Here is a 14,748-nt window from a genome sequence, read left to right as displayed (position 1 = left end):
TCCGGCTGTCGCCGTCAGCGGCGGATGCCGAGCCCCGGCAGCACCTCCGTGCCCTCGGCCACCACCGCATGCAGCAGGCGCGGGTCGGCACCGAGCAGCCCGAGGATCGTCGGCGCGACCTGCTTCGTGCCGACCGTGTCGGTCACCGTGCGTGCGCGATGCAGGCCCGGATACGACACGAGCAGGCCGAGGTGGCTGTCGTCCGGCGCGTTGCCGCCGTGCTCCTCGTCCTTCTTCGTGCTCGACGTGTAGATCACGCCCGGATTCGGCTGGACGACGATGTCCGGCGTGCGGCCGTTGGCCGGATCGCCGAAGCGCTCGGCGAGCGCCGCGCCGTACAGCACGTACGCCTGCGGGCCGTCCGCGCAGATCCCCGGCGCGTTGCAGCCGAGGTTCGCCTTCAGCGTCTGCACCACGGCCGTGCGCTGGTTGCGGTCGCGCAGCCAGATCAGGCCGACGTCGTCGGTCTGCACGAAACCGGTGCCGACCAGGCCCGAGCCGTCGTTCAGGTTGCCCGTCGTCGTGTTGTTCTGGCCGAAGTTGCCGTTCGGGTCGATGTAGTTGTTCGCTTCGAGCAGCTTCGTCAGCGTGTCGCCGTTCTTCACGAGCTTCGTGTGATCGGTCGGCGACTGGCCGTGCTTCGCCGTGACGATCACGGCCGTCGACGAATACAGGTTCGCCTGCTTCAGCGCCGCGACGACATGGCCGATCGAGTTGTCGACGTACGTGATCGCGTTCGCGACCTGCCCGTTCGGCGTGAAGTTCGCATCGAGATAGCCGCCGCCCTTCGCGACCGGCGCCTTCTGCGCGACGCTGAGCGTCTGGAAGTTGCCGCCGAACAGCGTCGGCACCGGCGCGCTCTTGGTGCCCGTCGAATCACGGCCGTTGATCTGGTTGATCAGCGCCTGCACGTGCAGGTTGTCGAACTGCGCGGTATGCGAATAGACGTCCGTGTAGTCCGTCTTGGTCACCGGGTCGATCGAGTTGATCTCGGTGCGCATCAGGTCGTCGACACCGGTGCCCGACGGCCCGTTCAGCCAGTCGTAGCCCCACGCGTGCTTGTCGGCCCACGCGGTGGTCGCGTTCGGGATGCCTGCCTTCACGGCCTCGAACACGGTGTTGGTCTTCACGTAGTTGTGCGGATAGACCGGCACGCACTTGCCGTTGACCTTCGCGTTCGGGATCGCCTGCGGGTTGAACGCGCCGCCGCCGTCGAGGTGGACGAGCGCGCCGCCGTTCTCGGCGTCGATGCCGGTCGTCTCGTCGAACACGACGTTCCAGCCCTGCTTGCCCGAGCAGCTCGTATCGCCCGGCGCGTACAGGTTGCGGTCGTACGACACGTCGTAGAACAGGCCGGCCGTCTTCGGCGAGCCGCCCGTCACGAGCGCGGCCAGGCCCGGGAACGAATCCGACAGGCCCGGCGTATAGGCATTCGTGTACGTCACGCCGCTCTTCGCGAGCACCGCGATGTTCGGGCACGTGTTCGCGCCGATGCAGCGCGCGAGATCCTGCTCGTGCAGGCCGTCGACGCTGATCAGCAGCACGTGTTTCACGACGCGGCTCGCGTGGTCGCGGCCCTCGCCGCGACTGTCGTCGTCCTGCTGCGCGGCGTGCGCACCCGCACCGGCGAGCGCCAGTGCGCCCGCCACCACCGCCACCACCTTCCGCTGCTTACCAAGGAAAGACATGATCACCCCACCTCTTCGATTGACGTTGAACTGCGTGACTTGCCATCAGGCGCGCAAGAATATGGGCGCGTCGTGGGTCGCTCGCATGAAGCGGGGCTTTCTGTTTTCTATCAAACGTAACCAATCGCAAGTGACACGAATCGGTCGCAAAGCAATGTGACCTGGCGCACATTGCGAAAGGCGCGCTCACCTGCCGGCACTACGCCGGTGCATCGGTCGATTCGTCCGCGGCGTCATCGGTCGTACGATTTTTTTTCCGGCTTGGCGCGCGACTATTGGCGTGTGATAAAGGGTTTTCCCTGACCCGGAGCACGAGTATGTCGACCCTGGAAGCCCTCCGGTTCGTGCTGGACGATGCACGCACCCCCGAGATCATTCGCCACCACGTCGTCGACGCGTTGCAGTACGCGTTGCGCAACTACGGACAGGTGTTCACTGCGAAGGAAGTCGAATGGCTGGCGCAGTGGGACGACGCGCGTCTGCCGCTGGCAGCAAAGAAGGAATTGGGCAAGCGCGAGGAACCGGCGATCGCCGCGCGCTGAGCGCTGAAGGAAACGCGCCGCCGCGCCCGAACGGATGAACGGGCGCGGCGGCGGATGGCCTGCTTACTGCAGGCCGAAGTCGACGCGAGTGGTCGCGCCCTTGTCCTCGATGCCCTTCGCATCGAGCTTCGGCGCGACGATGAACATGCGGCTCGAATCGATCTTCCCGTCGAGATACTGGCGCACCGCCTGCGCGCGCTGCTGCGCGAGCGCACGCAGCGCGTTGTCGTCGGCCGGCGCGTGCTCGGCAAGCGCCTTCTTCATGTCGGCGTCGGGCAGCGTCTTCTGCAGGCCGATCACGTTGCGCGGCTTCTTGAAGTCGGCGGCTTTGTACGCGCGGGTCAGGTACTTGCTGTACTCGGCCGGCTCGACCTTCACCGACATCGGGTCGATGCTCTCGCCCTGCCCGATTACGTCCTTCAGCTTCTGCTGGCGCACGAGCCGCTCGACGTATGCGTCGCCGAGCCCCGACGTGTCCTTCGCCGGGTCGACGCGGCCGATCAGGTCGAGGCGGATAGACGGCTTCTCGGTCAGCATCTTCACGACGGTGTCGAGCTTCTTCTGCTGCGCGTCGTCGAGCTGGTACGAGCCCGGCGCGAATTCGACGTAGCCGAGATCCTCGCCGCCGCCGCCGAACGCATGCGCGAGCAGCGAGAAGGGCGACGTGACGGCCTTCGCGATCAGGTTCAGCACCGCGCGCCAGATCAGCCCGCCGACGCTGAACTCCGGATTCGACAGCGAGCCGGACACCGGCAGGTTCACGTCGATCTGGCCGCGCGTGTTCTTCAGCAGCGAGATCGCGAGCTTCACCGGCAGCCTGGTTGCCGTGTCGTTCTCCACATGGTCGCCGAACGTGAGCTGGTCGATGAAGATGTGGTTGTTTGCCTTCAGCTGGTCGTTCGCCAGTTCGTAATGCAGGTCGACGTTGAGCTTGCCCTTCGTGATCGGGTAGCCCGCGTACTTCGCCGAGTACGGCGTCAGGTTGGTCAGCTCGATGTCGTGCGCGGTCGCGGTGAGGTCGAGCGCCGGCTTCTCGATCAGCGGGTTCACCGAACCCTTGATCGAAATCGGCCCGTTGCCCGCGAGGTTCGCGGCGACGTCGACCGGCGCGGACGTCGTCGAATCCGTGCCGAACGCGCCGACCGTGCCCTTGATCGCAATGAGGTTCGCCGTGTAGTTCGGCTTGATGAAGTTGTCGGTATACGTCACGCGGCCGTTCTGCAGCAGCAACTCGCCGAAATGCATGCGCACCGGGTTCTGCGGCGGCGTCGCGGCCTTCACGACCACCGTCGCCGAGGCGGCGGCCGGCGCCAACGCCTGCTGCGCGGCCGCGGCCGACGCGGCCCGGGCGGCAGCCGGCGGCGTCACGCCCGGCGACAGCGGCACCGGCTCGCCCTTGCTCGCGTCACGCGTGAGCGACTGCGCGGGGCCCGTTTCCTTCGCGACCACGTCCTTCAGGTTCAAGCGCCCCTGCGCGTCGAGCAGCACGCGGCCGTAGAAGTTCGAGAACGTCACGCGCGCGGCATCGACGTCGGTGCCCTTCTCGTCGTAGTTCGCCTTCAGGTTCGTCAGCGCGAGCGAGCGCCAGCCCGCGAACGGGTCGGACGTCGCCTTGTCGAGCATCCGCACGTCGACGAGCGCGACATCGCCGCGATAGGTCGCGCGCGGCGCGTCCTTCACCTGCGCGAACGTCAGGTTGCCCTGCGCGTTGAGCAGCGCACTGGCGATCGTCGCGTTCAGCGCGCTGCCGAAGTACGGCTCGAACGCGGCCGCGTCGAGGCGGTTGCCGTTGATCTTCAGGCCGAGCTTCAGCGGCTGCGCGGTCACGTCGCCCGTCACGTTCAGCGAACCCTTGCGGTTCAGCGTCGCCTTCATCTGCACGGGCAGCGGCCTGGTCATGTCGTCGCTGATCTTCTGCACCGACAGGTCCAGCGGCTTGATCGCCAGCTTCACCGGGCGCGGCGTCGACAGGTCGGTGAAGTTCGCGGACGCATCCTTCACGTTCAGCGCGTCGATCCGGTAATGCCACGACGGTGCGGCGGCCTCGGCCTTGCGCGCGACCGTGCGCTTCGGCACCGACGCCTGGGCAGGTTCGGCCAGCGCCGCGAGGTCGATCTTGCCGTCCTTCAGGCGCTGCACGTCGAGCGCGAGCCCGCTTGCGTCGACGCTCGCGATCTCCGCGATGCGCGTGGCGACGTCGACCTTCGCGATCTTCGCGCTCGCGTCGGGCAGCACGATCGCGGGCGCCTTCGCATCGGGCGTCGCGATCTTCAGCGACTTCAGGCTGACCGTGCTGTCGGCAACCTGTGCGGCGAGCGGCGTCTTGCCCCAGTCGGCCTTCGCGTTGACGGTCGCACCGAGCGTGCCGTCGAGCACGCGCGCACGCGTCGCCTCGCCGAGGTACGGCTGCAGCGCCGGCAGCGCGAGCGCGGCGACCGTCAGCTTGCTCTCGACCTGCTTCTCCGCGAGATTGAACGAGCCTTCGGCCTTCACGTCGCCGCCGCGCGACAGCGACGTCGACAGCGTATATTTCGCGGGCGTCTTGCCCTGCATCGTGAAGCCGTCGAGCGTCGCGGCGAGCTTCGTGAGCGACAGCGCGGTCGGCGTCGCCGGCACGCGGTCGTCGACGTTGACCGTGCCGCCGTCGATCGCGAAATGGCGGATCGTCAGGTCGAGCGGGGGCGCCTCCTTCGCGCCGGCGCCGGCTTCGGCCTTGGCCCCGCTGGCGGCGGCTTCGGCAGCGGCGGAAGCGGCCGCCGTGCCCGACGCCGCCGGCTTGCCTTCGGCGGCCTTCGATGCGGCTGCCGGCTGCGCGGCGAGCTTCTCGACGTTCAGCACGCCCTGCTTGTCGCGCGACAGGTCGACGACCGGCTGGTCGATCCGGATCTCGTCGAAGTGCATCGCGTTGCGCAGCGGCTCGAGGCTGGCCGCCGCGACGTGCACGCCGCGCGCGGCGAACAGCGGCGCGGACGCATGGTCCGTCACCTTCGCGTCCTTCAGGTCGACGGTGCCCGACACGCGCAGCGCGGGCGTCTCGCCGCTCATCACGAAATTGACCGAGAGGTCGCTGCTCAAGAGGCCGCTCGTCACGGCCACCGGCAGCTTCGCCGGCACGTACGAGATCAGCTTCGGCACGTCGAGGCCGTCGAATTTCAGCGCGATCTCCGATTCGCGCGACTGCGCGAACGGCTTGGTCTTGCCGTCGATCGCGATCGGGCTGCCGTCGAAGCGCGCGCGCAGCTTCGGCTCGACGAAGATGTCGGTCTTCGAGGCCAGCGTCGCGATGTACGGAATGCCGAGCGTCCAGTTGTCGACGACGTGCTTTTCGTTCAGCAGACGGTCGTCGAAATCGATCCGGCCGTTGTTGACCTGGATGTTCGACACCGAGAACTGCGTCGGCTTGCTCTCGGGTTTCGGCGACGGCGTCGAGAACTTCTCGATCAGGTCGGTGAAGTTGAAGCGCTGCGCGTCGTAGCGGACGATATGAAAGCGCGGCGAGTCGAGGCGAACTTCATTGACGATCGGCGCGCCGCGGAACAGCGACGACCACGACGGCCGCACGACGAGCTTCGCGATGTCGACGAAGTCGCCCTGGCCGCCTTTGTCGCCGAGATGGATGCCGTCGGCTTCGAGGTTCAGCGTGTACGGGTTCAGCGCGATGCGCTGGATCGTGGCGGGCCGGTCGAGCTGCTTGCTCAACTGCTGTTCGGCGATATGGCGGATCAGCGGCGGCGCCGCGAAGAACCCGAGCAGTCCGAACAAAACGATGAAGATCAGCAGGCCGATGCCGATGCGCCGGGCCCGGCGCGAGCGTGCAACGCCACCGAGGGCATGGAGGGTGGAGGGTACGGTTTCTTTGTCTGCGCTTGCCATGCTTGAATGCCTCGGGATGGAATGCCGGGCCGCGCCGGAGAACCGGGCGGCCGTGCACGCTATCCCGAAAGTATAGGCTCAGGAGGTGACGGTACGGGGTTCGGGCGCCGTCGCGCCCGCCGGTCGGACAACGCCACCGGTCATCCGTTCATTTCCGGACGATGACGGGCGGCATCCACGACCCGTCGCTCGCCTGCGGCTTCGGCGCGTACAGGCGCAACGCGAGTGCGAAATCGGCGCGCGGCGCCGGCAGCCAGTTGGCCGCCTGCGTGCCGCCCGGCGACGCCGACACGACGATGTCGATCGAGCCGTCGTGGTTGCGGCGCAGGCGGTCGCGATCGCCGAGCGAGCGGCGCGCCGACCCGACGTCGGGCAGCGCGCCGTTGGTCGTATAGGGCGTGAGCGTCCAGAACGCGCGCACCGGCGGCAGCGCGCCTGGCGCGAAATGCAGCACATAGCGATTCGTGCCGTTCAGCGCATGGCCGTCGCTGTCGACGCGGACGACCGCGAGCGTTTCGTCGTCGCGCGTCGCGGTGCCGAACTGCGTGTAGGCCGCGTACGCGCGCAGCGTGTAGTCCTGGCCGTACTTGCCGGCCGTATCGCCGATCCAGCTCCAGCCGTTCGCGTTCAGCAGGTTCGACGGCGGGGTCGAGAGCCGCGCGCGCGCCTCGGCGACGCCTGCCGTCGCGGCCGTGAGGCGGTCGCCCGTCCACAGCACCGGATAGCCGGCCGACACGCCGATGTCGCGGAGCAGTTCCTGTGCGTGCGCATCGTCGGCCGGCGCCGGGTTGTCCTGCAGCGCCTGTGCGAAGCGCGTGAAGAACGCCTTCGGATCGAGTGCGGCCACCTGCTCGGCCGGCGTTCCGCCGCCCACGGCTTCGGACGGCGCACTGCCCGCATGGACCGCGACCGACGCGCCGCGCGCCGCGCCCGTGTAGACGGACAGCGGCACCACGCGGATCGCGCGCTGCAGTTTCTTCACGTTCGTGAGGTCGCGCCCGCCGCTCGTCTGCAGCCGGACTTCGAGCCACGCGTTGGCCGACGGCACGTCGATCCGGACCGCGCCCTGCGGCAGCGTGCCCTGCCAGTCCTTCGCGGCGAACGCAATCGTTTGCGATCGCGCACCGCCGCGTGCCCCGCGTGCGGCCACGCTCGACGACGACCACAGCACGTTCGTCCACATGTCGAGTGCGCGCGCATCCCAGTAGCGGCCGCGCGTGTCGGGCAACGTGACGATCACGGGTTCGGTCGCGACGTCGAGCCAGCCGGTCGAGTCGAGCGTGTCGACGCCCGGCAGCGGCGGATTGACCGCGCCGACGGGCGGCAGTGCCTGCGCATGGCGCAGCGTGTTGAGCGGCGCCTGCCCCGGTTGCGCGCCGTCGCCGCCGGTTGCCGCTTCCTTCGCGACGTCCATCAGCACGAGCGGATACGCGTAGACATAGGAGTCGGCGACTTCCGCCCGCATCCAGCCGGTTTTCCGCTGGATTGCGTCCGGTTGCGACGCGCACCCCGCTAGCAACGCCGCGAGGGCAAGCGACGCGCACGCGCGCCGCAGAGAAACTGATTCCTGCTGGTTTTCAATCATCGATTACTGGCCGAATATCGTTCTTTTCAGTCAACGCCTTGTTCGACCTGCAAATGGCGAAAGCAAGGCACCCCAGCCTGCCCGGGCAACCGTTTCGCGACGGTTCATAACACTGGGCGCTGATGTCAGGCCGGTATCATAGCGCCTCAGGGCATCCCCCAATATGCCGATTAGCGGGTGGCGCGTATTCGCGGGCCGAACGGGTCCCAAAAGATCTCGCCGGATCTTCAGGATAATTGGGGCGACATCGAAGCGGTTTCGGCTGGCTTTAGGTGCCCGAGCCGATCGCCGACCGAACCTATAGCGGTGAATTCAAGGTCCGCATCCCGCCGCAAGCTCACCGTGCGCTGGTGATCCAGGCCGCCGAACAAGGCGTCAGCCTGAACCGTCTCGCAAGCGCCAAGCTCTGCGCGTAACCGTTCGATTGCGTGCAGCACGTGACGCCCGGCCGTCCTCGTGGAAGCCGGGCGTTCACTTTTTACGGGTCGTGGCACCCTGTGAACACGGATGGCCTCAGCCTATCCGCCCGCCTGGCATCGCGTGCATCATCCACTACTTGACCTTACCATCATGGGAATGTTGATACTGGGATCATTGGCGGCATGAGCCGCGCATTCAGGGAATCCGACATGACTGAACCACTTGCCTCCGCAGCGCTGCATACGATGGAGCTGGGCATCGACGGCATGCATTGCGGCGGCTGTACGGGCCGCGTGCAACGGGCGCTGGCCGCGGTACCGGGCGTCGTCGAGGCGACGGTCGACCTCGACACGCACACGGCGGCTGTGACGGCGCACGATACGGTCGACGCCGCACAACTCGTCGAGGCGGTCGGTACAGCCGGCTACCGCGCCGCCGTGCGCGACCCGCTGCCCGAAGACGCTGCGACGCCGCATACCCATCCTGTCGAAGCATCGCCCGCGCCGATGGCCGCCGCCGCTTCGACTGCCCGCCACCCGCTTCCGGCCGACAGCACCATCATCGAACTCGATATCGACGGGATGACCTGTGCATCGTGCGTGTCGCGCGTCGAAAAGGCGCTCGCGAAGGTGCCGGGCGTCACGCGCGCGTCGGTCAACCTCGCGACCGAACGGGCAACCGTCGATGCCGCGCCCGACGTGACCGCCGCCCGGCTCGCCGAAGCCGTGAAGCAAGCCGGTTATGGCGCGACGCCGGTGGCCGGCGCCGCGATCCCGCCGGCAGCCTCCACCGCCCCCGCCGATCTCGAACTCGACATCGGCGGAATGACCTGCGCCTCCTGCGCCGGCCGCGTCGAAAAGGCGCTGGCCGCCGTGCCGGGCGTCGGGCGCGCTTCCGTCAACCTCGCGACCGAGCGCGCTTCCGTACACGGCGCCGGTGCGCTCGACGCCGCGGCGCTGATCGCGGCCGTCACCACCGCCGGCTACCGCGCGTCGCTCTCGGCCACATCATCAGCCGGTGCCGCCGCCGGGGCGGACGCGCAACCGGCCGGCCCCGCGCAAGACCCCGACGCCCGCAAGCAATTCGAAGCGATTCGTGAACGCGATCTCGTGATCTGGTCCGCCGTGCTGAGCGCGCCCCTTGTCGCACCGATGCTCGTCGCGCCGTTCGGCATCGACCTGATGCTGCCCGGCTGGCTCCAGCTCATGCTCGCATCGATCGTCCAGTTCGGCTACGGCGCGCGCTTCTATCGCGCGGCCTGGCATGCGGTGAAGGCGCGCACCGGCAACATGGACCTGCTCGTCGCGCTCGGTACGTCGGCCGCGTACGGGCTGAGCCTGTGGATGCTGCTGCGCGCCCCCCTGCACCCCGGCCACCTGTATTTCGAGGCGTCGGCCGTCATCGTCACGCTGGTGCGCTTCGGCAAGTGGCTCGAGTCGCGCGCGAAGCGCCAGACCACCGACGCGATCCGCGCGCTGAACGCGCTGCGTCCCGACCGCGCGCGCGTAATCGAGCACGGCGTCGAGCGCGACGTGCCGCTGGCGCAGGTGCGCGTCGGCACCCGCGTCAGCATCCGTCCCGGCGAGCGCGTGCCGGTCGACGGCCGGATCGTGACGGGCCGCTCGCACATCGACGAATCGCTGATCACCGGTGAAAGCCTGCCCGTGCCGAAGGATGACGGCGACCCCGTCACGGCCGGCTCGATCAACGGCGAAGGCGCGCTCGTCGTCGAAACCTCCGCGATCGGCGCGGAAACGACGCTCGCACGCATCATCCGCCTCGTCGAATCCGCGCAGGCCGAGAAGGCGCCGATCCAGCGGCTCGTCGATCGCGTGAGCGAGGTATTCGTGCCGGCGATCCTCGGCATCGCGTTGCTGACGCTGGTCGGCTGGCTGATCGCCGGCGCCGGCACGGAAACCGCGATCCTCAACGCGGTCGCGGTGCTCGTCATCGCGTGCCCATGCGCGCTCGGCCTCGCGACGCCCGCCGCGATCATGGCCGGCACGGGCGTCGCGGCCAGGCACGGCGTGCTGATCAAGGATGCACAGGCGCTCGAACTCGCACAGCGCACGACCGTGATCGCGTTCGACAAGACCGGTACGCTGACCGAAGGCAAGCCGTCCGTGACGGCGTTCGAAGCGGTCGGCACGCCGCATGACGAAGCGCTCGCGCTCGCAGCGGCGGTGCAACGCCAGAGCGACCATCCGCTCGCGCGCGCCGTGGTCGCCGCGCACGATGCCGAACTGGCCGCACGCGGCGGTGCGGTGTCATCGCCCGTCGCCGCCGATGCGCGTGCGGTGGCCGGACGCGGCGTGGAAGCACGTGTCGGCGGACAGTTGCTCGCGCTCGGCAGCACGCGCTGGCGCGACGAACTCGGCATCGCGGTGCCGCCCGCGCTCGATGCACGCGCAGCGGAACTCGAGCGCGCGGGCAACACGATCTCGTGGCTGATGCGCGCCGACACGCCGCGCGCGTTGCTCGCGCTGATCGCTTTCGGCGATACCGTGAAGCCGGAGGCCCGCGACGCGATCGCGGCGCTGTCGGCGCGCGGTGTCGCGAGCGTACTCGTGACGGGCGACAACCGCGGCAGCGCGGCCGCCGTCGCGGCGTCGCTCGGCATCGGCGAGGTGCATGCGCAGGTGCTGCCCGACGACAAGGCGCGCGTCGTCACCGAGTTGAAGCGCACGCACGGCGGGATCGTCGCGATGGTCGGCGACGGGATCAACGATGCGCCCGCGCTCGCGGCGGCCGACGTCGGCATCGCGATGGCGACCGGTACGGATGTCGCGATGCACACGGCCGGAATCACGCTGATGCGCGGCGACCCGGCGCTCGTCGCCGACGCGATCGACATCTCCCGGCGCACGTACCGGAAGATCCAGCAGAACCTGTTCTGGGCGTTCGTCTACAACCTGGTCGGCGTGCCGCTCGCGGCGCTCGGCTGGCTGAACCCGGTGATCGCGGGCGCGGCGATGGCGTTTTCCAGCGTCAGCGTCGTGACCAACGCGTTGCTGTTGCGGAGATGGAAGGGGCGCGCGGGGTGACGTGTGCCGGTGACGTGTGCCGGTGACGTGTGCCGGTGACGTGTGCCGGTGACGTGTGCCGGTGACGTGTGCCGGTGACGTGTGCCGGTGACGTGTGCCGGTGACGTGTGCCGAACGGCCTGATGGCCGTTCGGCGTTCGGCGTTCGGCGAACAGAAAGGATCGTGAGGTCGGCCGGCATTGGCCGATGGCGAGTCGAATCGCCAGCGCGCGTCGGCGCGGCGCCGGCCCGATGGCTTTAGTCCGAAATGACTGGCTTGATCAAGGTCGTCGTGATCGGCGCGAAGCCGCACGCACGATACAGCGCACGGGCCGCCGCGTTGTGATTGAACACCGACAACCCGATCTCGGTGACGCCGTACCGGCGTGCCTCGGCATCGAGCGCCTCGAGCGTACGCGTGGCCCAGCCCTGGCGGCGCCGGGACGGGGCGATGTCGAGGTCGTAGATGAACAGCGTGCGGTTCGGCCCTTCAGGCACGATCGCGTACCAGAGGTCACCCACCGCGTCGCCGCTAGTGCCGTCGATGAGCACGACAAGGGTTTGGCCGGAGGTGCGCAGGCCGTCCGGCAGCAGCGTGTCGAAACAGGCGCGCGCCCGGCTGGCCGCGTCTTCGACAGCATTTTGTCCGGATGAAACGAGATCGCTCGCGTAGCCGTCGATGGCTCGCGTGCGGTACGCGTGGAATTCGCTGGCCGTCATCGCCCGCATCTGCAGCATGGCGCGGTCACCGTGAACGGAATCGGACTTCCAGTGTAGCGGGACGGTCGCGCCGGCGCGATGCAGCGGCGGAAAGCGGAAAGGCAGGTGCGGCAGGCGCCGCGCTGACAGCGAATCAGCGAATCAGCGAATCAGCGAATCAGCGAATCAGCGAATCAGCGACGGTACAGGACGATCGGCACGAGGTGCGCACGACGCACGCGCTCGGCTTCGGCGCGACGCGCAGCGTACGAGTATTCGGCGTCAAGCGGCAGGTGCGGGGACACGAAAAGGTCGTCGATCTTTTGCAGCAGGGCGAGGATGAAGCTCATTTGAGACTCCTGACAGGTGTGGCTAGGGTTTTCCCTTAGATGGACTCCATTCTAAGGGTTTTCCCTGAACTCTGCCAGCGCACCGCATCAGTTTGCCGCAGGCGCGCGACGGCGGATCGCCGATACATAGCGGCGATCCTTGCTCCGTCAGGCCCCCAGGATAGGGTCGAAACGATTAACGCGTGCGGCGAGCGCGCTTCGCGACGGCCGCCTCGCGGTTCGCGTTGCGCTGAAGCCGGTCGACTTGCGACAGAAGCGCCTCGTGATGCTCCTCGAGCGTCATCAGCGTTGCCTGCTGCGTCGACAGATCGGACGCGAGGCGATCGATCCGCTGCTGCTTCGTGGCGACGTCCTGCTTCAGGTGCGCAATCTGTCGCGTCTGCATCACCAGCGCGACGAGCCCGGCCAGCACGACGACGGCCAACGCCAGCAGCAGGCGGTTGATGCGACGCATCTCGCGATCGGCCGTGCGCGTCAGGCCGTCCACATCGGCCTGCAGTGCGGCGAGCCGGTCGGTCAGCGGACGCAGGTGCGTATCCGGATCGAAGACCGGCGCGGGCGGTTGCGTGCGCTCCGACGATGGCTTCGTGACAAGGGAGGCAGCGGAAGCCGGTGGCACGGCGTCATGGGCCTTCGCGACGTTGGCCGTGTTGGCCGTGTTGGCCGTGTTGGCCGTGTTGGCCGTGTTGGCCGTGTTGGCCGTGTTGGCCGTGTTGGCCGTGTTGGCCGTGTTGGCCGTGTTGGCCGTGTTGGCCGGGTTGGCCGGGTTGGCCGGGTTGGCCGTGTTGGCCGTGTTGGCCGTGTTGGCCGTGTTGGCCGGGTTGGCCGGGTTGGCAGCATTCGCGGCAATCACCGGCTTGGCAGGCTGCGCCGAAGTCTGCGGCTCGACCACCGTCACCGAGTCCGACGCCGGGCTCGCCCCGGCCGCCGCCGTGCCAACGCTCGTCGCGACCGGCGCGGATTGCTCCGTTGTCGCGTCGCTTGCACCGGCAGCCGCCCGGCGTTTGCCGCCCGACGACGCACGGCGTTCCTTCACGGCGTCACCCGAGGGCCGCCCTTCGCGGGATTTAACGGCGGTAGCAGCAACAACAGCAGCCTTCTCGACTTCACCATCAGCCGCTTGAGATCCGGTCGCCTTCGACTCAGCACCATCGGTTGCTTGCAGCTTGGTCGCCACCGTTGCGGCGCCATCGCCCGCAGGCACATCGTCGGCCTTCGTTGCGGCGCCATCGCCCGCAAGCCCATCGGCGGCTTTCGATGCAACGCCATCGGCCAGGGGAATATCGACCGCCCTCATCGCAGCCGCGCCAGAATCCGGCACGACGTCGACGTTAGCGTCACCACCGCCTTCAGGCGACGAAACGCCATGCGCCACCGTCGCGTCTCCAGGCGTCACTGCACCTTCTGCTGCATCAACATGTCCTGCCGCAGCCACCGCCTCCGGTGCACTGAACCCGTCCAGCGCAGCCTGCCGCCCGGACGCCACATCGTCCGCGACATCGGCTTGCGCGCCCGCTTCGTCACGCGCCGCGGCCGGCACGCGTTCACCCGGCTCGAGCACGGGATCGCCGAACAGGTCGAGCGTCCGTTCGTCCCGCGATGCGTCGCCGGCCGGCGCACTGCCGGACCGCACCGTCGCCCTCGCGGACGTACTGCCCGCGGCAGCAGCCGAGCGCGGGCGCGAACGGGCCGACGAACGATTGGAACGGGAGCGGGAGCGAGGCGAGGAAACGGATTCGGTCATGGAAATCGGATGGCTGGGCCCGCAAGCGCGGAACCGGATGTCGAACGGAATCGGTGGTCGGCCATTGTCGCATGCCCCGTCGCCGATTCCGCCTATTCGTCGCCCGACAACCCGTTGCCCTCTTCGAAACGCGTGACGCCCTTCAGCGCGCGCAGCTTGTCGCAGATCGCCCGGTATTCGAGTTCCGATACCCGTGCGAGCGCGATGCGCACCTCGTCGTGCTCGCCCGTGTCGTCGGCGCGCTGCACGATGAACTGCTTCACCCGCGCACTGTCCGGACCCAGCGCCGCGTGCAGCGAATCGAAGTTCAGCGTGCCGCCCACGACCGTCAGCGCGAGCTGGCGCCGCTGGCGCACCGTGAAGTAGCGCCGCTCCAGCGGCTTGATGCCGGCCAGGATGATCAGGATGACGACCGTCGCCGAAATCGACGCGACGTAGAGCCCGCCGCCCACCGCAAGGCCGATCGCGGCGACCGACCACAGGCTCGCGGCGGTCGTCAGCCCGCGCACGATCTCGCCGCGCAGCAGGATCGAGCCCGCGCCGAGGAAGCCGATGCCCGACACGACCTGCGCGGCGATCCGCGACGGATCGAGCACGATGTGCTCGCTGCTGCCGAGTACGTCGGCGAACCCGAACGCCGACACGATCATGATCAGCGTCGAACCGACACAAACGAGCATGTGCGTACGCAGGCCGGCCGCCCACGACAGGCGCTCGCGCTCGAAGCCGATGACGCTGCCCAGCGCCGCCGCGAGGACGAGCCGCATCACGAGTTCCAGGTTGCTCAGCATGCGATTTATCTCCTTTTTTAGTGCCGGCCGCGC

Annotated in this window: 9 protein-coding genes and 1 pseudogene; 3 read left to right on the top strand and 7 right to left on the bottom strand. The window is 68.4% G+C overall.

Annotated elements, in window-relative coordinates; translation table 11 throughout:
* Positions 1-14: 14 nt before the first annotated feature.
* Positions 15-1,694, bottom strand: a complete 1,680-nt coding sequence (locus tag FFS49_RS00920; RefSeq protein WP_105818290.1) for an alkaline phosphatase family protein — start codon at positions 1,692-1,694, stop codon at positions 15-17.
* Between the two features lie 311 nt (positions 1,695-2,005).
* On the opposite strand from FFS49_RS00920, the gene FFS49_RS00910 reads away from it, so the two are divergent.
* On the top strand, positions 2,006-2,230 hold the full coding sequence (locus FFS49_RS00910; protein ID WP_027790361.1) for a hypothetical protein: 225 nt from the start codon (positions 2,006-2,008) through the stop codon (positions 2,228-2,230).
* A 63-nt stretch (positions 2,231-2,293) separates the two neighbouring features.
* Here the strand turns inward: FFS49_RS00910 and FFS49_RS00905 are convergent, their stop codons facing one another.
* Positions 2,294-6,103 carry a DUF748 domain-containing protein gene (locus tag FFS49_RS00905; protein WP_105818291.1) on the bottom strand — a complete coding sequence of 1,270 codons (3,810 nt, stop codon included), beginning with the start codon at positions 6,101-6,103 and terminating at the stop codon, positions 2,294-2,296.
* A gap of 148 nt (positions 6,104-6,251) precedes the next feature.
* Positions 6,252-7,688 (bottom strand): DUF1254 domain-containing protein, encoded by a 1,437-nt coding sequence (locus FFS49_RS00900; RefSeq protein ID WP_105818292.1) that lies wholly within the window; start codon positions 7,686-7,688, stop codon positions 6,252-6,254.
* Positions 7,689-7,960: 272 nt separating this feature from the next.
* Between FFS49_RS00900 and FFS49_RS00895 the strand changes: the two are divergent.
* Positions 7,961-8,104, top strand: a pseudogene (locus FFS49_RS00895) (toxin-antitoxin system HicB family antitoxin); the annotation flags it as partial.
* A 213-nt stretch (positions 8,105-8,317) separates the two neighbouring features.
* Entirely contained in the window at positions 8,318-11,152 is a 2,835-nt protein-coding gene (locus FFS49_RS00890; RefSeq protein WP_105818293.1) for a heavy metal translocating P-type ATPase, read from the top strand.
* A 237-nt stretch (positions 11,153-11,389) separates the two neighbouring features.
* Here the strand turns inward: FFS49_RS00890 and FFS49_RS00885 are convergent, their stop codons facing one another.
* The 4 genes from FFS49_RS00885 to FFS49_RS00875 form a co-directional block, all read right to left on the bottom strand.
* Complete coding sequence (locus FFS49_RS00885) at positions 11,390-11,869, bottom strand: GNAT family N-acetyltransferase (protein ID WP_105818294.1); 480 nt, start codon at positions 11,867-11,869, stop codon at positions 11,390-11,392.
* A gap of 155 nt (positions 11,870-12,024) precedes the next feature.
* On the bottom strand, positions 12,025-12,180 hold the full coding sequence (locus tag FFS49_RS41825) for a hypothetical protein (RefSeq protein WP_006481665.1): 156 nt from the start codon (positions 12,178-12,180) through the stop codon (positions 12,025-12,027).
* Between the two features lie 175 nt (positions 12,181-12,355).
* The gene (locus FFS49_RS41820) at positions 12,356-13,924 is read right to left on the bottom strand and encodes a flagellar hook-length control protein FliK (protein WP_171026703.1); all 1,569 of its coding nucleotides are present in this window, start codon (positions 13,922-13,924) and stop codon (positions 12,356-12,358) included.
* A gap of 92 nt (positions 13,925-14,016) precedes the next feature.
* Positions 14,017-14,715 carry an MgtC/SapB family protein gene (locus FFS49_RS00875; RefSeq protein ID WP_105818295.1) on the bottom strand — a complete coding sequence of 233 codons (699 nt, stop codon included), beginning with the start codon at positions 14,713-14,715 and terminating at the stop codon, positions 14,017-14,019.
* Positions 14,716-14,748 lie beyond the last annotated feature (33 nt).

This window comes from Burkholderia sp. 4NA327C6 (assembly GCF_005502655.1).
Lineage (GTDB): Bacteria > Pseudomonadota > Gammaproteobacteria > Burkholderiales > Burkholderiaceae > Burkholderia > Burkholderia contaminans.
This window is presented reverse-complemented; position numbering and strand designations above follow the sequence as displayed.